Origin of the sequence: Paraburkholderia sp. RL17-373-BIF-A (assembly GCF_046030175.1) — a bacterium.
In the GTDB taxonomy this organism is placed as follows: Bacteria; Pseudomonadota; Gammaproteobacteria; order Burkholderiales; family Burkholderiaceae; genus Paraburkholderia.
Genome location: NZ_JARESO010000102.1, coordinates 1 through 15,763, shown reverse-complemented (window position 1 = coordinate 15,763; position 15,763 = coordinate 1). Strand labels below are relative to the sequence as shown.

Annotated in this window: 22 protein-coding genes and 3 pseudogenes; 11 read left to right on the top strand and 14 right to left on the bottom strand. The window is 57.1% G+C overall.

Annotated elements, in window-relative coordinates; all coding sequences use genetic code 11:
- Positions 1-97: 97 nt before the first annotated feature.
- The 3 genes from tnpA to tnpC are packed head-to-tail and all read left to right on the top strand — an operon-like array spanning position 98 to position 2,496.
- Complete coding sequence (tnpA, locus tag P0D80_RS46645) at positions 98-505, top strand: IS66-like element accessory protein TnpA (protein WP_408294664.1); 408 nt, start codon at positions 98-100, stop codon at positions 503-505.
- Positions 502-849, top strand: a complete 348-nt coding sequence (tnpB, locus tag P0D80_RS46640) for an IS66 family insertion sequence element accessory protein TnpB (RefSeq protein WP_408294661.1) — start codon at positions 502-504, stop codon at positions 847-849. Before tnpA ends, tnpB begins: the two co-directional genes overlap by 4 nt.
- A gap of 51 nt (positions 850-900) precedes the next feature.
- Positions 901-2,496 carry an IS66 family transposase gene (tnpC, locus tag P0D80_RS46635; RefSeq protein ID WP_408294658.1) on the top strand — a complete coding sequence of 532 codons (1,596 nt, stop codon included), beginning with the start codon at positions 901-903 and terminating at the stop codon, positions 2,494-2,496.
- Here the strand turns inward: tnpC and P0D80_RS46630 are convergent.
- A complete protein-coding gene (locus P0D80_RS46630; protein WP_408294678.1) occupies positions 2,493-2,891 on the bottom strand; it encodes a hypothetical protein in 399 nt (132 codons plus the stop codon). The two genes, tnpC and P0D80_RS46630, sit on opposite strands and share 4 nt — an antisense overlap.
- 81 nt (positions 2,892-2,972) lie before the next feature.
- Here P0D80_RS46630 and P0D80_RS46625 point away from each other — a divergent pair.
- The 5 genes and pseudogenes from P0D80_RS46625 to P0D80_RS46605 form a co-directional block, all read left to right on the top strand.
- Positions 2,973-3,053 (top strand): annotated as a pseudogene (locus tag P0D80_RS46625) (SEC-C metal-binding domain-containing protein); the annotation flags it as partial.
- 78 nt (positions 3,054-3,131) lie between these two features.
- Entirely contained in the window at positions 3,132-3,389 is a 258-nt protein-coding gene (locus P0D80_RS46620; protein WP_408294675.1) for a hypothetical protein, read from the top strand.
- 326 nt (positions 3,390-3,715) lie between these two features.
- Entirely contained in the window at positions 3,716-4,342 is a 627-nt protein-coding gene (locus tag P0D80_RS46615) for a hypothetical protein (protein WP_408294655.1), read from the top strand.
- Positions 4,343-4,470: 128 nt separating this feature from the next.
- Positions 4,471-4,842, top strand: a complete 372-nt coding sequence (locus P0D80_RS46610; protein WP_408294652.1) for a hypothetical protein — start codon at positions 4,471-4,473, stop codon at positions 4,840-4,842.
- Positions 4,843-4,920: 78 nt separating this feature from the next.
- A pseudogene (locus P0D80_RS46605) lies at positions 4,921-5,876 on the top strand (Tn3 family transposase); the annotation flags it as partial.
- A gap of 61 nt (positions 5,877-5,937) precedes the next feature.
- On the opposite strand, the gene P0D80_RS46600 reads toward P0D80_RS46605, so the two are convergent.
- Positions 5,938-6,294: a hypothetical protein gene (locus P0D80_RS46600; RefSeq protein ID WP_408294649.1), complete on the bottom strand. Its 357-nt coding sequence runs from the start codon at positions 6,292-6,294 to the stop codon at positions 5,938-5,940.
- Positions 6,295-6,406: 112 nt separating this feature from the next.
- On the opposite strand from P0D80_RS46600, the gene P0D80_RS46595 reads away from it, so the two are divergent.
- Positions 6,407-7,039, top strand: a complete 633-nt coding sequence (locus P0D80_RS46595) for a type IV secretion system DNA-binding domain-containing protein (RefSeq protein ID WP_408294646.1) — start codon at positions 6,407-6,409, stop codon at positions 7,037-7,039.
- A gap of 130 nt (positions 7,040-7,169) precedes the next feature.
- On the opposite strand, the gene P0D80_RS46590 is transcribed toward P0D80_RS46595, so the two are convergent.
- Positions 7,170-7,646 (bottom strand): hypothetical protein, encoded by a 477-nt coding sequence (locus tag P0D80_RS46590; protein ID WP_408294643.1) that lies wholly within the window; start codon positions 7,644-7,646, stop codon positions 7,170-7,172.
- A 191-nt stretch (positions 7,647-7,837) separates the two neighbouring features.
- Between P0D80_RS46590 and P0D80_RS46585 the strand changes: the two genes are divergently transcribed.
- Complete coding sequence (locus P0D80_RS46585; RefSeq protein ID WP_408294640.1) at positions 7,838-8,233, top strand: transposase; 396 nt, start codon at positions 7,838-7,840, stop codon at positions 8,231-8,233.
- Positions 8,234-9,350: 1,117 nt separating this feature from the next.
- Here the strand turns inward: P0D80_RS46585 and P0D80_RS46580 are convergent.
- From P0D80_RS46580 to P0D80_RS46565, 4 genes are all read right to left on the bottom strand, one after another.
- The gene (locus P0D80_RS46580; protein ID WP_408294637.1) at positions 9,351-9,623 is read right to left on the bottom strand and encodes a P-loop NTPase family protein; all 273 of its coding nucleotides are present in this window, start codon (positions 9,621-9,623) and stop codon (positions 9,351-9,353) included.
- A 556-nt stretch (positions 9,624-10,179) separates the two neighbouring features.
- Positions 10,180-10,797: a recombinase family protein gene (locus P0D80_RS46575; RefSeq protein WP_408294635.1), complete on the bottom strand. Its 618-nt coding sequence runs from the start codon at positions 10,795-10,797 to the stop codon at positions 10,180-10,182.
- Complete coding sequence (locus P0D80_RS46570) at positions 10,794-10,997, bottom strand: hypothetical protein (protein ID WP_408294632.1); 204 nt, start codon at positions 10,995-10,997, stop codon at positions 10,794-10,796. Before P0D80_RS46570 ends, P0D80_RS46575 begins: the two co-directional genes overlap by 4 nt.
- Positions 10,998-11,118: 121 nt before the next feature.
- Positions 11,119-11,454: a hypothetical protein gene (locus P0D80_RS46565; RefSeq protein WP_408294629.1), complete on the bottom strand. Its 336-nt coding sequence runs from the start codon at positions 11,452-11,454 to the stop codon at positions 11,119-11,121.
- A gap of 259 nt (positions 11,455-11,713) precedes the next feature.
- On the opposite strand from P0D80_RS46565, the gene P0D80_RS46560 reads away from it, so the two are divergent.
- On the top strand, positions 11,714-12,043 hold the full coding sequence (locus P0D80_RS46560; RefSeq protein WP_408294626.1) for a BglII/BstYI family type II restriction endonuclease: 330 nt from the start codon (positions 11,714-11,716) through the stop codon (positions 12,041-12,043).
- 83 nt (positions 12,044-12,126) lie between these two features.
- Here P0D80_RS46560 and P0D80_RS46555 read toward each other — a convergent pair.
- The 7 genes and pseudogenes from P0D80_RS46555 to P0D80_RS46525 all read right to left on the bottom strand — a co-directional run.
- Positions 12,127-12,803, bottom strand: a protein-coding gene (locus P0D80_RS46555; protein WP_408294669.1) for an IS6 family transposase whose coding sequence is annotated in 2 segments (ribosomal slippage) — positions 12,127-12,521 and positions 12,521-12,803 — 678 coding nt in all. Because the reading frame shifts where the segments join, the coding sequence is not laid out codon by codon here.
- Between the two features lie 169 nt (positions 12,804-12,972).
- Positions 12,973-13,434, bottom strand: coding sequence for a hypothetical protein (locus tag P0D80_RS46550; RefSeq protein ID WP_408294624.1), 462 nt, complete (start codon positions 13,432-13,434; stop codon positions 12,973-12,975).
- A gap of 397 nt (positions 13,435-13,831) precedes the next feature.
- Positions 13,832-14,083 carry a hypothetical protein gene (locus P0D80_RS46545; RefSeq protein ID WP_408294672.1) on the bottom strand — a complete coding sequence of 84 codons (252 nt, stop codon included), beginning with the start codon at positions 14,081-14,083 and terminating at the stop codon, positions 13,832-13,834.
- Between the two features lie 75 nt (positions 14,084-14,158).
- Positions 14,159-14,338: a DUF2274 domain-containing protein gene (locus tag P0D80_RS46540; RefSeq protein WP_408294667.1), complete on the bottom strand. Its 180-nt coding sequence runs from the start codon at positions 14,336-14,338 to the stop codon at positions 14,159-14,161.
- Positions 14,339-14,430: 92 nt separating this feature from the next.
- The gene (locus tag P0D80_RS46535) at positions 14,431-14,913 is read right to left on the bottom strand and encodes a hypothetical protein (RefSeq protein WP_408294621.1); all 483 of its coding nucleotides are present in this window, start codon (positions 14,911-14,913) and stop codon (positions 14,431-14,433) included.
- Positions 14,914-14,924: 11 nt separating this feature from the next.
- On the bottom strand, positions 14,925-15,230 hold the full coding sequence (locus P0D80_RS46530; RefSeq protein ID WP_408294618.1) for an ATPase, T2SS/T4P/T4SS family: 306 nt from the start codon (positions 15,228-15,230) through the stop codon (positions 14,925-14,927).
- 133 nt (positions 15,231-15,363) lie between these two features.
- Positions 15,364-15,738, bottom strand: a pseudogene (locus P0D80_RS46525) (TrbI/VirB10 family protein); the annotation flags it as partial.
- Positions 15,739-15,763 lie beyond the last annotated feature (25 nt).

Sequence of the window (15,763 nt, the reverse complement as noted above, 5' to 3'; positions counted from 1 at the left end):
GTAAGCATCTGATCTGTACCGTTCCCCGCCTTGCGTAGAAGATGCAATCATCGGCTGCGACGGACACGAGTGACCGACTCTGTCCACAACAGCGAGAATGGACACTGTGACTCAGACAGTCGAGTTACCCGCGAAGCGCCAGAACCGACGGCATCCATTGGAATGGAAGCGATCGGTCGTCGAGCAGACATTTGAACCCGGCGCCTCGGTCGCCCGGGTCGCCCGCGACAACAACATCAACGCCAACCAGGTATGGGCCTGGCGCAAACTGTACGCCCAAGGTCTGTTGGTCGAAGAAGCTCAGACAGGGACCATGTTGCCTGTCGTTGTAGATGGTCAGTCCCATCGACCTGCCACCCATGCGCTTGAGGCGACGGACGCGCCGGCACCTCCGATGGCTACAAACGGCAGTATTCAGCTTCAGCATGGCAATACTTCGGTCCGGATAGAAGGCGTGCCCGATGCGACCGTACTGCGCCTGGTTCTTGATCGGATTCTCCGATGATCGGCATGCCTGCAAACACGCGGATCTGGATCTCCGCCGGCGTCACCGACATGCGCTCCGGCTTCAACTCGCTTGCAGAGAAGGTGCAGACGGTGCTTGAGAAGGATCCTTATGGCGGCCATGTTTTTATTTTCAGGGGACGTCGTGGTGATCTTCTGAAGGCGTTGTACTGGAGCGATGGCGGCCTATGTTTATTTGCGAAGCGTCTTGAGAAGGGCCGCTTCGCATGGCCTCGCGCTGACGCTGGTGTCGTGGCGTTGACCACAGCCCAACTCTCGCTCCTGCTCGAAGGTTTTGACTGGCGACAACCGATCGATGCGGCACGCCCGCGCAGCGCTTTGTAAACGTCTGTTACCCGATGATGCGTGTGCAGCAGATGGTCGTAAACTGTCACCATGGATCTGACCGATGCCGACCTGCCCGACGACGTTGATGCGCTGAAGGCGCTGGTACGCACGCATGCGGGGTCGGCTCATGCCAACGCGCAGCGGGTCGCTCAATTGCAGGACCAGCTCAGCTCACGCGTGATCGAGATCGAACATCTGAAGCTGATGCTTGCCAAACTGCGCCGCATGCAGTTCGGTCGCAAGTCAGAGAAACTCGATCGTCAGATCGAACAGCTTGAGCTGCGACTTGAGGACCTGCAGGCCGACGAAGGTGCGGTTACCCAGGCTGATGCAAAGAAGGCGCCGCACCGTCGCGAGAGTGCCTCTCGCAAACCTCTGCCAGATCACCTCGAACGCGAAGAGCGTGTGCATCAACCCATCGAAGATCACTGCCCGGGATGCGGTGGCGCGCTCAAACCGCTGGGCGAAGACATATCCGAGCAGCTCGAATACGTGCGCGCACACTTCCGCGTCATCCGTCATCGCCGTCCCAAATTCGCCTGTTCGTGCTGCGACTGTATCGTGCAGGCCGCAGCGCCGAGCCGACCGATCGATCGCGGCCTGCCGGGTCTGGCTTTGCTCGCCCACATCACAACATCGAAGTTCGCTTACCACATCCCGTTCTATCGCCAGTCCGTCATGTACGCGCGCGACGGCGTCGAGATCGAAGCGGGCACCATGGGCCACTGGCTGGGCAGTCTGACGTGGTTGCTCAACCCTCTGGTCGACGCGGTGCGCCGCCATGCGCTCGGTGGCACCAAGGTCCACGCCGACGACACACCGCTGCCGGTGCTTGCGCCAGGCACTGGCAGGACGAAGACCGGCCGGCTCTGGGTATATGTGCGCGATGATCGATGCAGTGGTTCGGACGAAGCGCCGGCGGTCTGGTTTGCCTATACACCGGATCGTCGCGGCGAACATCCACAGCGTCACCTTGCCCACTTCACGGGCGTGCTGCAGGCAGACGCCTTCGCCGGTTACGCGGATCTCTACGTGGGCGGTCAGATTCGCGAAGCGGCGTGCATGGCGCATGCACGTCGAAAGCTACATGATCTGCATGCTGTTCGGCCATCGCCGATCACCACCGAGGCACTCGAACGCATCGGCGCGCTCTATCGCATCGAAGAGCACATTCGTGGCAAGCCGCCTGAAGAGCGGCGACGCGTTCGCCAGGAGAAGGCTGTGCCGCTGCTTGATGACATGAAACTGAAACGGTGGTTCGAGGCGACGATCCTCACACTGTCCGCGAAATCGGACACCACCAAAGCGATCCAGTATTCCTTGAATCGCTGGCCTGCGCTGGTCTATTACTGCGACGAAGGTCTGGCCGAGATTGACAACCTGATCGCCGAGCGCGCGTTACGCGGAGTGGCCATCGGTCGCCGGAATTTTTTATTTGCCGGTGCGGACTCGGGCGGCGAACGTGCGGCTGCGATGTACAGCCTGATTGGTTCTGCCCGCCTGAACGGTATTGATCCCGAAGCCTACCTGCATTACGTCATTGAACGCATCGCCGATCACCCGGCGAACCGGATCGACGAACTGCTACCCTGGAACGTAGCTCCCTTGCTGCCGGCGCCCTCGCACATCGATCCCGTTCGCTAGTAGCCGATCCTCGCGTGCGTCAACGCCATTCGCGACGGTACAGATCGAATGCTTACGTCAAAGCCGACCGCGGCAAAATCGAGCACAGGCGCCCGATGGTCATACTTGCCAAATCCAGCCATATACAGGGGCCGTGTGTCGAGTGACAGGATCGGCACGGGTTCGGTATCGATGATGCGCAGCTCTGATGAGTTGGGCGCGGGTGGCGGTGGCAGTTCCGGGACGATCTCCCGCAGCACGGCGCCCACGAGCGGCGCTTCGGTCAGCGAGATCGGCGGCATCGCCAGATAAGCGGCCAGTTGCTGCGCCTGCAACGATTGCAACGGCAACTGCACGATGCCGGCAACGCCAGCCTGTGTGTCGATGTACCAGGCGGGCTCGGTCGCCAGCAGCATCGTGGATGGGGGCTCGGTTCGCAGTATCAGGCCTTCGCGGACTCACTGGCAGGCTCGATACGTCACATCCATCATTTCTGGATGCGTTGGCGTACACCGAAGACTGGACGCAACGACCCGTGCCCATGCGGCTCGGGCACGAAGTACAAACGCTGCCACGGTGCGCTGGCGGCAACCGGCGACTCGCCACAATCCGGTGAGCGCTTCGACTGGCCGTACGCCGGACAACTTTCCAGCAGCATGGAAGATGACGGACCGGCTTACTCGCCGCTAAGTCAGCGCCTGGCGCGTGACGGGATGGCCGTCGAGATCAAAATTCACGATGATGGCGAAGGCAGCTGGTTGCTCGAAATTGTCGACGAGTTCGGCAATTCAACCGTATGGGACGAGGCGTTTCCGACCGACCGTGCGGCCCTCGTGGAGGCTTTGAACACGATTGACAATGACGGCATCGTATCTATGATCCGCAGCGCACCTGTTGGCGTCACCCGCCATTGAACGGGAGGATCGAGAGCACAATCAGGTTCAGGCATGGCAAGGCCTGGCGGGTGATGATACACATTGCCTACGAATCCTTACGCCTACCCAGGCAGGGCCGAAAATCCAGTCCCGGTGCGAGTCCCAGGCAAATTCAGCCCAAAAGCTAGCAATCAGTTGTTACTTGCAGCACTAATTGTTCCCTAACTCAAACTTGTCGCTGGTCTGCTAGCATCGACGACTTATGCTCCGCACATTCGTCCAGTTGCAAGTCGTCTGGGTGCGTTGGAACGGAATCTGCACAGCCTTCATAATCCAGGCGAGTACTTTCGGAAATATAGCCCACTATGTCATTGATAACCTTGAACACTCTTGTTAGAGCTTTTGGAGATGGATCCGCACAGGATATTCAATCCGCAAATATCGCCATGCGAGGGGCGAAATTCAGAGGTGCTGACAGCATAAAGGATCTGATTCTCTCGATGTTGACGTTCGGGATTTATAGTTTTGTCAAATCTTCCATCATAGAACAGAAAAGAGCGACTATTGAAGTGGCACTACAGGAACTCCGTACGCAGATGGAAATGGATCCAGGCGAGCAAGCGTACTCTGTGGAAGTAGACGGTAAAACTCTTGATATTACACAAGAGTATGATTCTGGGGTGCCCAGTTTGAAACTTTATTTAGACGGTCATGAGTTTTGCAAAATCGATGAATTAGATTTTCGCCGGTTCGGTATATTGGTAGACGCGCAAATATGGACTCCGTCGAGTACGGCGGTCGATTTGGTTAACCGTACGATAGGGGATAATCTCGAGAGACTGCGGTCTCCAGATGGGTTTGCGTCGACCCAGGGTAGCAGAGTCTACCTGGACGACGAGGACATCTTCGCGGGCGAAAAATTCGACAAAGATGCAACTACAGAGTGGTGCCTGGTGCGTCGCGATAGCGGCATCTATGACTTGGCTACCTAGGATAGTGTGGCAGATATGGTGCGCCTTGACATCACGCACCCATTGACGGCGAACAGGATCAGTGGGGTCGACATTCTAAGAGGCGCAGCGATGCTGCCGCATCTTTCGTAGGAGCGGACAAACGGCTGTTGGCGGAACCGGCGTGGTTCATTTTGGGCCAGTATGCACTGGAGGCAACCAGCAACTCGCCACAATCCGGTGAGCGCTTCGACTGGCCGTACGCCGGACAACTTTCCTGCAGCATGGAAGATGACGGGCCGCTTTACTCGCCGCTAAGTCAGCGCCTGGCGCGTGACAGGACGGCCGTCGAGATCAAGATCTACGATGATGGCGAAGGCGGCTGGTTGCTCGAAATCGTCGACGAGTTCGGCAATTCAACCGTATGGGACGAGGTGTTTCCGACCGACCGTGCGGCCCTCGCAGAGGCGTTGAACACGATTGACAATGACGGCATCGCATCTATGATCCGCAGCGCACCTGCTGGCTTCACCCGCCATTGAACGGGAGGATCGTGAGCACAATCAGGTTCAGGCATGGCAAGGCCTGGCGGGTGATGATACACATCGCCTACGTGCAGCATGAATAGCAACAACACCCGCAAGGTGCCCGCCGACGCGCCGACCGACTTCATCAAGCCGCGCTGGCAGAAGCTGGTCATGACCGACTCCGGCATCGACCGGCGTTACTACGAACTGTGCACACTGTCGGAGATGAAGAACGCGCTGCGCTCCGGCGACATCTGGGTGCAGGGCTCGCGCCAGTTCAAGGACTTCGAGGACTACCTGGTGCCGCCCGCGAAGTTCGCCAGCCTCAAGCAGACCAGCGAATTGCCGCTGGCCGTGGCCACCGACTGCGACCAGTACCTGCATGAGCGGCTGACGCTGCTGGAAACGCAGCTCGCCACCGTCAACCGCATGGCGCAGGCGAATGATCTGCCAGACGCGATCATCACGGAGTCGGGTCTGAAGATCACGCCACTCGATGCGGCAGTGCCCGACACTGCGCAGGCCCTGATCGACCAGACCTCGATGATCCTGCCGCACGTCAAGATCACCGAACTGCTGCTGGAAGTAGACGAGTGGACGGGCTTCACCCGGCACTTCACGCACCTGAAATCGGGCGACCTGGCCAAAGACAGGAATCTGCTGCTGACCACGGTCCTGGCCGACGCGATCAACCTGGGACTGACGAAGATGGCTGAGTCCTGTCCCGGCACGACCTACGCCAAGCTCGCCTGGCTGCAAGCCTGGCATATCCGCGACGAAACCTACTCGACAGCATTGGCCGAGCTGGTCAACGCACAGTTCCATCACCCCTTTGCTGAACACTGGGGCGACGGCACCACGTCATCATCGGACGGCCAGAACTTCCGCACCGGCAGCAAGGCCGAGAGCACGGGCCACATCAATCCAAAATACGGCAGCAGCCCAGGCCGGACGTTCTACACCCACAATCTCCGACCAGTACGCACCGTTCAACACGAAGGTGGTGACCGTCCGGGGTCGGCGTGCGCGATTCGACTTACGTGCTCGACGATTCGTCTATCTCGACCTGAATTAACGCGATTCTGAACCACGCCTAGCAATCAAGGGTTATTACACTACAAAATGCTCAAGGCGATCATCTGGACTGATGTCCTGCTCATTCCGCTTCGACATAAGAGTAATTTCTGTCCCCAAACTCTCTCTGAACGACGCTAAACTCGTCTTTTTAATTATGCCGACCATTTCACCATCCAGTCTGATCTTCAAAGCACGATCGTCACCAACATCAGATTGCTCTTCAATCGTCAGCTTTTTGCCGTCGACCTCCACGGAAATAGTGGTCGCGTCTGGATAATTCGTCATCTGCTGATGAAGATCTTTTACGACTCCTTCTAGAGCCGTTCTTTTCTGATTCATTTGGGATGATTTGGCAAAGGCATAAATCCCGAATGTCAAAATTGAGAGCATAAGGTCTCTAAATCCCCCGACACCACCGTAGCTCGCCCCATCCACAACCCAAGTCTCGGAGTTCTTTATGCCATTCCTCACATAATCTTCACCAACGAAAGTTCTTTTTAAAGTGCGCGGCGATCTGGACGATCCGGTTATCAAGGCTGCGACGAAGGCGTACATCGCCGAGCTGTGCGCCGAAATCAAGCGGCTGCAATCGAAACGAACGTCACACTGTACAGTCGGCATTGATGAGCTGAAATTCCTTGCCTGCGCTGAAATCAACGGCGCACTGGCCGCAATCGCCGGCAACGATGCGAACCTGCTGCTTGCCGCGCAGTCGATCGCGAACATTGAAGCGCCGGACGATAAGCGCCTCGATGGCAAGGCGTTGGCGCGCGAATTTGAGGTCAACACACACATTAAGCTGGTCTACCGGGCGCAGGATGAACGCACTGCGGAGTGGGCGGAAAACCTGTCCGGTACGCAATGGCTCGACATTGCGCAGCGCGAAAACGTCAAGGCAAACGTCCACGGCGGCGAACAGTGGGAAGGTACGCGCACGATCGCCAAGCTCGAACAGGCGATGATTTCGCGTAATACGCTGCTGAATCTGCCGCCGCGTGTGGGCATCATCTACATGCCCGATCGCAACCCGTCGAAGGTCTTCACGAGTCCGGCCAAGGTTGATCGCAGCTACGCGTCTTGGGAAGCCGGCGCAGCCGGCACCGAGCCGGCGGCGGAAGCGGCCCCGGCGCCGTAAATTTCGCCGGGCAAGCAGATGCGCACCCGCTCGGCTTTATATGGCATGATTCAGGCTGGCTTCAAGATGTTGCGCTTTTACACAATCCGCAGCATCTTTGCAATACCCCCATCCGGACAAAGCCACTCACTTATACATATACATGCGCATCGGACTCACTCATGTCGTGGTCATTCAGCTTCGGCACAGGAGTAATTTCCGTCTCCAGATGTTTTTTGAACGACGCCAAATTTGTATTCCGAATTATGCCGACACTTTCCCCATCAAGCGTAATCTTCAAATTAGTATTGCCAGTAAGACGAAACTCCGAAATTGTCAGAGTTTTGCCATCGACGTTCACGGAAATAAGGTTTACGTCCGGATTGTCCTTGATCTGCTGATGAAGCTCTCTCACGGCCGCTTCGACGACCGCTCTTTTCTGATCCATTTTGTTTGATTTGGAAAAGGCATAAATCCCGAATGTCAATATCGAGAGAAGAAAGTCACCAAATCCACCGGCATTACCGTATTTCGCCCCATCCATAACCACGTTTGACTTCGGTATTGAAGCCGCATAATCATCACCGACGAAAGCTCTTTTTATAGTAGCGGACGTTACTACTGACATAGTCGTTCTCCCTGCATTAAATTTCAACCTTGAACAGCCAAGGCAATTCGATTGCCCGGATGATCGTAGGAAGGCATTCTGTATGGTAGCCTTGGTCGAGCTAACGCTCGCTCGCGAATCTGCAGAAAGTTTCGCAAATTTTCGTGAGGGCGTAGTTCATCACCACCACAGAAGTATCGGACAGCGAAACGATGGACGCCGTGCTGCCCGCGGATGTACCGCTGGATCGGGTGATTGCCGATGGCGCGTATTACAGCATTGAGCGCACCCAGGCGTTCTCGGAGGCCGGTGTCACACCTGTCATCCCGCCGCCCGCTCACGCCGTTGTGCATGGCAAGCCTGAAACAGGCTGGCATGACCAGATCACTGCCTACATCAAGGACAAGGGCATTCATGCGTTTCAGAAGAAATATGGCTATGGTGTGCGCTCGCTGGTCGAGGCGCAGATCTCGCGCATCAAGCGCTGCATCGGCGAGCGTCTGCTGACGCAGAAACTGGCGTCGCAGGAAGGCGAAGGCGTCATCATCGCCAACCTCGTGAACCTGTGGAACTCGTTTGGCAGGTGCGTTTGCGTCAAAAATGGATAGTCGCGTCCGCAGCTCGGGAACTCGCACCCATCCAGACAAAGCCCATATTGAGCGGGTTCATTAGCTACCTTCATTCGGCGGAACTGCGTACGCGTCATGTTGCCGATCCGAGGCATTTCAGCAGGCGCCGCAAGCTGGACTTCGCCACACTGGTCAGCTGGTTTCCCGGCTGCAACCGGGGGTAGTGCGCACATAGCTGCCAAAAGTACCATTTGCGAATGCGGGCATCGCCGCCGGACAGATTCAGCCTGACTCGGCCGCTTTAGCGTTAGCGAGAATCCGATAGACGGTGGCCTCGCCCAGGTTGAGCTGGCGGGCAATACGGCGTTGTTGAATAAATCGATATCTCCGCTTTAGAAGGTGAGGTAGATTGTACGGTTCACTACAAATTTGCGTTCAAAAAGCACAGTTCGTACGAGCGAAACGCCAGAAACGGGCAGAAAGTCGAGGCGGTTTTCCCGGATTTTTATTTATTCAACAACGCCATCTTCGAGGAGCGCCTCAGGACCATTGAGCGCGTCTTTGCCTGGTCTACGTGAAACGCAGAAGGAAAACCCGCACGCGACTTTGTATCCCCAGCCCGCACGCTGAATGTGAGGCTGGCGCCGTTCCGGCAAGCGTCGCCGGAACGGCGCGGCCTTCTTTTATGGGCCGTCAACCCTCGCGCTTTCCCCGTCGCGATTTTTCTAGTGCGCCACGACTGGCCCGGTAGCCGCCGCCGTGTGCGTAGACTTGTGATGCAGCTTCTTTGCATGGCCGGCAGAGGTAGCTGACGTTGCGGCTTTCGGTGCCGCGGCTTTTGCAAAGGCGGCCGTTGCGAACAGTCCAGCGATTAGTACAACGAATATTTTCTTCATTTCGATTGTCCCATGCAAGTTAATGGTCGCGGAGAAGATTCTTCGTGACCATGTCCACTAAACGGGCCACGCAGCGATTCGGTTGACTCATGGCGTAGGCGGCCGAGAGCGGCGGGATGGCTGGACGGTTACAGTGGCAAGAACAGTGTACGCAAAAAGTCGGGCAGAGCGATGAAGCCATGATGCCGGCAGAAAGCCACTGTAAATAGTGATTCGCGTACCGGATAAGCGGGTTCGTGAATCAGGCCACAGGCGGCATATCAGCAAGTCGGTGACTGCACGGTGTTGCCATGCATGTTTGCGGCGCGTTCGGTTCCTTGGGCGCGTATCAACGCGATCAGTTCGCCCGCGGTGATCTCGATGCAGTATTCACGCGGGATACCCGGTCGGCGCAAATCCAGATCGACCAGCAGCACACTGCGTCCGTCGCCGGCCGATTCGAGCCGGACATTGCGACGGATAATCTCCGAAACCGGATCAGTCTCCGTAAGCAGCTGTAACGTACCCTGCGCGCCGGCAAAGGGGGAAGACATGTGTGAAATTCTCCTGTAAATGCTCACCGGGAGCCCCCGCAAAAGCTCACCACCGGTCGTGCTTTGACGACCGACCTCAGTCGAGCCGTCGGCAAGAAGGCTGGCCACCGCTACCGCTACGCAGAATCGTCGGCACCTGGTGCGATTATTCAGATCTGTGCAGCCCGTGGAGTATATCGAATCCGGTACTGACATCCCGTCGCCGTCGCGTGATCCCGGTTCGATGGTCCACGCTCGCGCACCAAAAAAAGGCCCTCCGGGGCGGAGGGCTGAGATCATATCTGAGGGAGATATGAGGAGACAAAGAGATCACTAAAGATCACGGGGCGATGCATTATGCGTCGCTGGTAGTATCCTAGCGTGGGAAAATCAGCCTGTGATGAGCGATGGGGCAATGAGCCTGGCAATTTGGGCGACGTGGAGCCTGTAGGAGAAGGCGTGCTCGAGATGCGCGAACATTTCTGGCCAGGCAGGCGCTTGTACTACGTCCAGCACGGCGAGTTGGTGATCGTGATGCTGGGCGGCGGTGTTCCCTCCGTATGTATCTTTAACGGCACTATGCGGCGCGATCTGAACATTGCGAAAGGAGCCGAAACAGCGTCGATCGGTGGATACCGAGCAGATCCGCGATTTCCTGCATGCCCATGTTGCCCTCGTCTACCAAACGATAGGCGTGATCGAGTTGCGCCGGCGTGAGCGTCGGCTTGCGACCGAACTTCGTGCCGCGCGCCTTGGCCGCAGCTCGGCCGCTGCTCGTGCGTTCAACGATCAGGCTGCGCTCGAACTCGGCCATGCCACCGAACACGGTCAACACCATGCGGCCGGCCGGCGTCGTCGTGTCGGCCCACGGCTCGGCGAGACTGCGCAGGCCTGCGCCGGCTTCGCGAATCCGCTCAACAATGTCGAGCAAGTCGCGGATGCTGCGCGCGAGCCGGTCGAGGCGAGTCACAACGATGACGTCGCCGGCGCGCAAGTGGTCGAGCATACGGTCGAGCTGCGGGCGCGCGCGGCGGGTGCCGGTGATTTTCTCCGCGAAAACCCGACCGCAGCCGGCTGCGCGTAGCTGCGCCGCCTGGTTGCTAAGGTCCTGGTCGCGCGTCGAGACACGGGCGTATCCGATCAGGAATGCGCCCGCTTCAATGTCGCGCGTCGCGATATCGGCCGGGTCTCTCACTGGCTCTCTCGCGATTCGAGCCACGACATGGCCTCGTTAAGAGCGTCGTCGTGTGCAGACTGCTGAAGGTACGCATCCCATGCGTCGCGCGGCTTTGCGCTGTCGGCTTTGGCTAACCAATGCCCACGCTCGGACTCGGTGATTCCGTTCCACCAGTCCATGCCGGCTTGCGGATCTGCATCAGCGTCGGCGGGGAACACCCCCCCCTCCTACTTCTGTGCCGCCTTCAAGGAGCAGCAGACGCCAACCTCCGCCCAAATTGGCAGGGCGCGGCTTAATCTCGTAGCTGTAGCTTGGTGCCGAGGTATTAACCATCGTCTGTTACCTGTCGTTGTCAGTAGGGCGAGGGCGGGTTACAGCTTCGTGGCGATGCTGCCAGAGGGCGTGGATCGCATCGAGGCGATTCTCGAATCGGCCGATCACGCGGCAGTCGGCGTCCGTGTCCTCGTCGTAGTGCGTGGCGATATCGACAAGCCACTTACCGTCGAGCTTCAAGTCATAGCCGCCGACGCATTCGGCCCCTTGCGGTGTAGTCAGGCCGTAGCGGCACCGACGCATCAGGAAGCCGTTGCCGGCAGTCGGGGGATAGTTGACGTTGTGCTGCACGAAGTATTCGCCATCATCGAGCAGCACGGCACCGTTCGTTTCTGTCGTCATGATTACTCGCTTATCGGGCGTCAGGTCCACGTCGGCAGCACGGCACGCCCACTACCTCGCATCATGCTGCATATTATAGTCGCGTATGTACGCGTATACAAGACTATATTTTGCAACATCGCGACACACGGCCGCGTTAGGGTTTGGCGGCGGCCGGTATGGCGTTGCGAAACTTAGGAGTTTTGCGACAACAACTGTGCTGGCTGTATCGAGAGCTTTCGGCTAGGATCCGGCGATTCCAGCCCGCAGGGTATGAGGCATGTTCGAATCGTTAAAAGGAAAAGGCTTCGAGATTGAATTTGTCTCGCATGCCGAGGGCATTCTCGAAATAGATTTCCCCGATGCGGTTACGGAACTCGAAGCGAGTCTTACCGAGGTCGATATTGCGATCACGGAAATCATCGGGTCAGGTGGAGGTGAAGCGAAAGGCACGCAGCGTCTGCGCCGGTCCTTGGCCGCTAAGCACTGGCTCAAGGTGAACTTCGAAATAAAGAAGACCATCAATGGCATCGAGCGCGAATCGATTTCTCACGAGGTCGATCACGTTCGCACATTCGAAAGGCGATCAGCTGATTGCGATGGAAATTGAATGGAACAACAAAGGGTTGTGTCGCGACAAGAAGGGGTGGCGAAGCAAACCAACGTCGTTAGGATGCCTTAATTAGCTAAGGACTAAAACTGTTCGGCGGGCGACGGCAATGTTCCTTTCGCCGCTTTCATCTGCCCCTTCCTGATCATATGCATCACTTCGATGCCGGACAGGATGATGCGCGCGCAGCGGAAATCCTTGAAACCCATCATCGGTTTGAAAATACGTTTGATAGCCCGGTGGTCCTGCTCAACGAGGTTGTTCAGGTACTTGCTTTGCCGGACCTTGATGGGTGTTTCCCGTTCGGCATTAATGGCCTGAAGGGCGGCCAGACTGGCGCCGCTTTTGTCCACGGTGACCGTCTCCGGCACGCCGTTCTGGTCGATCGCTTTCTCGAAGTAACGCCGCGCCGCAGCCTTGTCCCGATGAGCCCGCAGCAGGAAGTCGATCGTCTTGCCGTTCTTGTCTACTGCCCGAACAGGTATTTCCACTCGCCTTTGACCTTGATGTATGTCTCATCCATTCGCCAGCTCTTGCCCACTGGCCGTTTGTGCTTGCGAAAGGTCTTCTCAAACAGCGGCACGAGCTTTATGACCCAGCGATGAACCGTCGAATGGTCAATCTCGAATCCGCGTTCGGCGATCACTTCCTCGAGATTGCGCAGACTCAACGAGTAGGCCACATACCACCGCACGCTCAGCAGAATCACGTCCAATGGATAATGCAGCCGCTTCAAAACCCGGCCAATCCCCGCAGGCAACGTCTTTTGATCGGTCTTCGTCCTCGTCAGCTTCGCCACGGCTCGTTTCCACAAGTTCGTCTAGCGAATTTTACACCAGCACGCTAATGCGACAGAACCCGAAAAACCGAGGGAAGCTCATATACTAGTAATAAATTTCCAATCTCGTTTACCAGCAACACTTACCTGTTCAAACGGGGAAAACAGCCTTTCCATCATAGCAGTCGCTATCCCGCTGTACCGCCTCACGGCTCAGGAGCTTTTCGAGATACTCAAAATTCATATCACTGTGCACGCTGACAACCTTATCGCCATACGTAATCTGCAACCCAAAAGTGCACTCTCTAACCTCCAGCGTTTTGCCCTCGACCTGTATAGCCACGACATCCACGCCCGGATTCCTGCTCGATAATCCCGCTTTGAGATCCTGCAAGGCCCGTTCAACAGCCTCTCTTTTTCGCTCCATCATTGCGGACTTTACACCGACATAAATTCCGAATGTCAACATCGAGAAAATCAGGTCTTTGATTCCCCCGGGACTTGAAAATTCCGCTCCATGCATTGCGATAGCACTCGATCCATGAAGCGTCCCTTTCCGAATACCGTCATCCGAAAAAGCTCTCCGGAGAGTATTTTCGGTTATCAAGCTCATGTTCGATACCTCACATTAATTTAATGGCACGTAGCCTCTACTGCGTATCGAGGCCTACCGTCAAGTTGAGACGCTCACAAGCTAGCGTGACAACAGCATGCTACCTCGCGAATTCGAGAACAATTTTTCAAAAGTGGCAACATTCGTTCGATCTCGGAAGATACCTTTTTCCTTGATGTCGGATAAGCCCGCGCTGTGGCTTTGTTCGGCAGGGTCTCGTAGCAAATAGGGCCTGATTGCTGCGTTCGGGGTCTGGGATAATGTCAGCATCGAGAGAACCTCAAACTTGTCCGTTTAGCATGCCTTTCAAAGAACGGCTGAAGTCTGGCGCGCCGCAAGCGCCCAGGCAGTGCTACGTGAACCGTCGAATGGTCAATCTCGAATCCGCGTTCGGCGATCATTTCCTCGAGATTGCGCAGACGCAACGAGTAGACCACGTTGCCGGTCGTGGGATCGCGATATTGATCTTCGGCTTGCTGAGCTTGAAACGAGTGCGCTGCGTCAGATCGACAACGCGGATGCTGTACTGCTGCATCAACTCTCGAATCTTGGCGAACGCAAGCTCGCGCTCGCGCGCGAAAGCCTCGTCCACTTTCCGCTGGATTGCGTCGCGATCAGCGATGAGTTCCTCATAAGTTTGGGTTGGCATTATCTTTCCCACGTCACGCTGATGGTCAACAGGTATGAACCTCCGGACGGTCACCTCGCACGTTTCGTGCTCATATCAATTGCTGCTTCTATGGGTAACCTTCCACGTCTGGAACGCCTTGTCGCGTTTCAGGTGTTGCACGAGTACATGTTCGATGATGAAGTCGAGCGGCACGTCCGAACCGTTCATATCCTGATAGGCCCGCTGGTAGGCGAGCAAGTCGGCGTGCACGTCCTGCGACAGGTTGACTGGCAGCTTCGTTTTCTCAGGCTAACGCTTGACGATCGGCAGCAGCAGGCGCGCGGACGATTTGCGGGTAGGTTTTTCAGACATGGTTGTTTAAGTCCTCAGTGTTTGCGACGGATCGCTTTGGTGACATTCAGCGGCCAGAGCCACACGTAATAAAGCCGCACATCGATGCGGCTGTGCCAGTTGAGTCCCGCGAAAAGCTCGGCGGGCACGGCCTTGGCGAGCGAACAGGCGAGCAGGCCGATCACGACATACCCGCCGAACGACAAGATGGTGTTGTTTGTTACTTCGAAGCCCACCCGACGCATGAGGTAGCTCGCGAGACACATGAACCCGATCAGGACGCCGGCGTTGATCGCGCGCACGCGTACGGCCTTCCGTCGCGTCATGTCGAGGTCGCGTTGCCTGAGCTGGTATTGCTCCTGTTCATGGACGCCGCGCTGGACGTGAGCGAGAACAGCTGCGCCCTTCCTGCGGCCCCATAGATAGGGCGCGACCTTCCGGTATACGACCCTCGCAGCGATCGCGGCCGCGACGATCCAGAAGGTATTGATGAACAGGCTGTGAATCGACGGATTCATGGCTTCTCTCCTTATCGCGCGGCGTTTTGCTTCTTGAAAAGCGGGTCATACAGCAGCTCTACAACGTCCCAGTCCTTCATGTAGATGATGAGGTCGAGCGTCGCGTGAATCGTGCGCAGGATCATTTCGTAGTCGAGCATCCGGCCGACCTCGGACGATTTCACAAGGTCCGCGATCCGGCTCGGCGTCTCGGCCGCGCTGTTGGAGTGCGTCGAGAAGATGCCGCCGGGGTGGCCAGTGTTCGCGCTCTTGATGTAGTCCCACGCGGCATCGTCGCGCAGCTCGGTCAGGAAAATGCGATCGGGCGACAGGCGCATGGTGGTTTTCAGGCACTCGCGAGCCGATAGACGCCCTTTGAGGCTCATCCATAGAGAGCGTGTACACGTCACTGAAATCAAGGTCACGGCGAACGTAGATCATCACGCGATCGCCCTGCTGGTCGTACAGCGTCGGCGGAATGTCGATCGTTGCGCGCAGCGCCTCGGCCGCAAGCTGGTTCCCGGTGTTCGATGTGTTGTCCAGGCTGATATTCGTGTTGTCGCCGCTGGAATTGCTCCGGTTGGCCGCGAGCTGCACGAGGGCTTGGCCCACGTCAGAGAACACCGAAATGAACATGGCACCGCCAAACCGGGTCCAGAAATGGGTATCGACTTGGCCGGGGATACCGGAGCTGCCAAGGGAGTTCGTGCCTGGGCTGTCGATGTTGACAAGGGTGTTGTCCGGATTGCGCACGCGCGTCCACAACACAAACACGCGGTTCTGGCCCATCTTGATGCCGCTGGAAATCTCGCCGTCGACGTGCGCGCCCTTGTCGACCAACTTCACCTTGCCATCAGCCGAATAAACGTCG

What these genes read in the sequence shown, in the direction of transcription:
- tnpA (WP_408294664.1), top strand. Translation starts at nt 98, where the DNA reads ATGGACACTGTGACTCAGACAGTCGAGTTACCCGCGAAGCGCCAGAAC.
- tnpB (WP_408294661.1), top strand. Translation starts at nt 502, where the DNA reads ATGATCGGCATGCCTGCAAACACGCGGATCTGGATCTCCGCCGGCGTC.
- tnpC (WP_408294658.1), top strand. Translation starts at nt 901, where the DNA reads ATGGATCTGACCGATGCCGACCTGCCCGACGACGTTGATGCGCTGAAG.
- P0D80_RS46630 (WP_408294678.1), bottom strand. Translation starts at nt 2,891, where the DNA reads ATGCTGCTGGCGACCGAGCCCGCCTGGTACATCGACACACAGGCTGGC.
- P0D80_RS46620 (WP_408294675.1), top strand. Translation starts at nt 3,132, where the DNA reads ATGGAAGATGACGGACCGGCTTACTCGCCGCTAAGTCAGCGCCTGGCG.
- P0D80_RS46615 (WP_408294655.1), top strand. Translation starts at nt 3,716, where the DNA reads ATGTCATTGATAACCTTGAACACTCTTGTTAGAGCTTTTGGAGATGGA.
- P0D80_RS46600 (WP_408294649.1), bottom strand. Translation starts at nt 6,294, where the DNA reads ATGCTCTCAATTTTGACATTCGGGATTTATGCCTTTGCCAAATCATCC.
- P0D80_RS46590 (WP_408294643.1), bottom strand. Translation starts at nt 7,646, where the DNA reads ATGTCAGTAGTAACGTCCGCTACTATAAAAAGAGCTTTCGTCGGTGAT.
- P0D80_RS46585 (WP_408294640.1), top strand. Translation starts at nt 7,838, where the DNA reads ATGGACGCCGTGCTGCCCGCGGATGTACCGCTGGATCGGGTGATTGCC.
- P0D80_RS46580 (WP_408294637.1), bottom strand. Translation starts at nt 9,623, where the DNA reads ATGTCTTCCCCCTTTGCCGGCGCGCAGGGTACGTTACAGCTGCTTACG.
- P0D80_RS46565 (WP_408294629.1), bottom strand. Translation starts at nt 11,454, where the DNA reads ATGACGACAGAAACGAACGGTGCCGTGCTGCTCGATGATGGCGAATAC.
- P0D80_RS46560 (WP_408294626.1), top strand. Translation starts at nt 11,714, where the DNA reads ATGTTCGAATCGTTAAAAGGAAAAGGCTTCGAGATTGAATTTGTCTCG.
- P0D80_RS46550 (WP_408294624.1), bottom strand. Translation starts at nt 13,434, where the DNA reads ATGAGCTTGATAACCGAAAATACTCTCCGGAGAGCTTTTTCGGATGAC.
- P0D80_RS46545 (WP_408294672.1), bottom strand. Translation starts at nt 14,083, where the DNA reads ATGCCAACCCAAACTTATGAGGAACTCATCGCTGATCGCGACGCAATC.
- P0D80_RS46535 (WP_408294621.1), bottom strand. Translation starts at nt 14,913, where the DNA reads ATGAATCCGTCGATTCACAGCCTGTTCATCAATACCTTCTGGATCGTC.
- P0D80_RS46530 (WP_408294618.1), bottom strand. Translation starts at nt 15,230, where the DNA reads ATGCGCCTGTCGCCCGATCGCATTTTCCTGACCGAGCTGCGCGACGAT.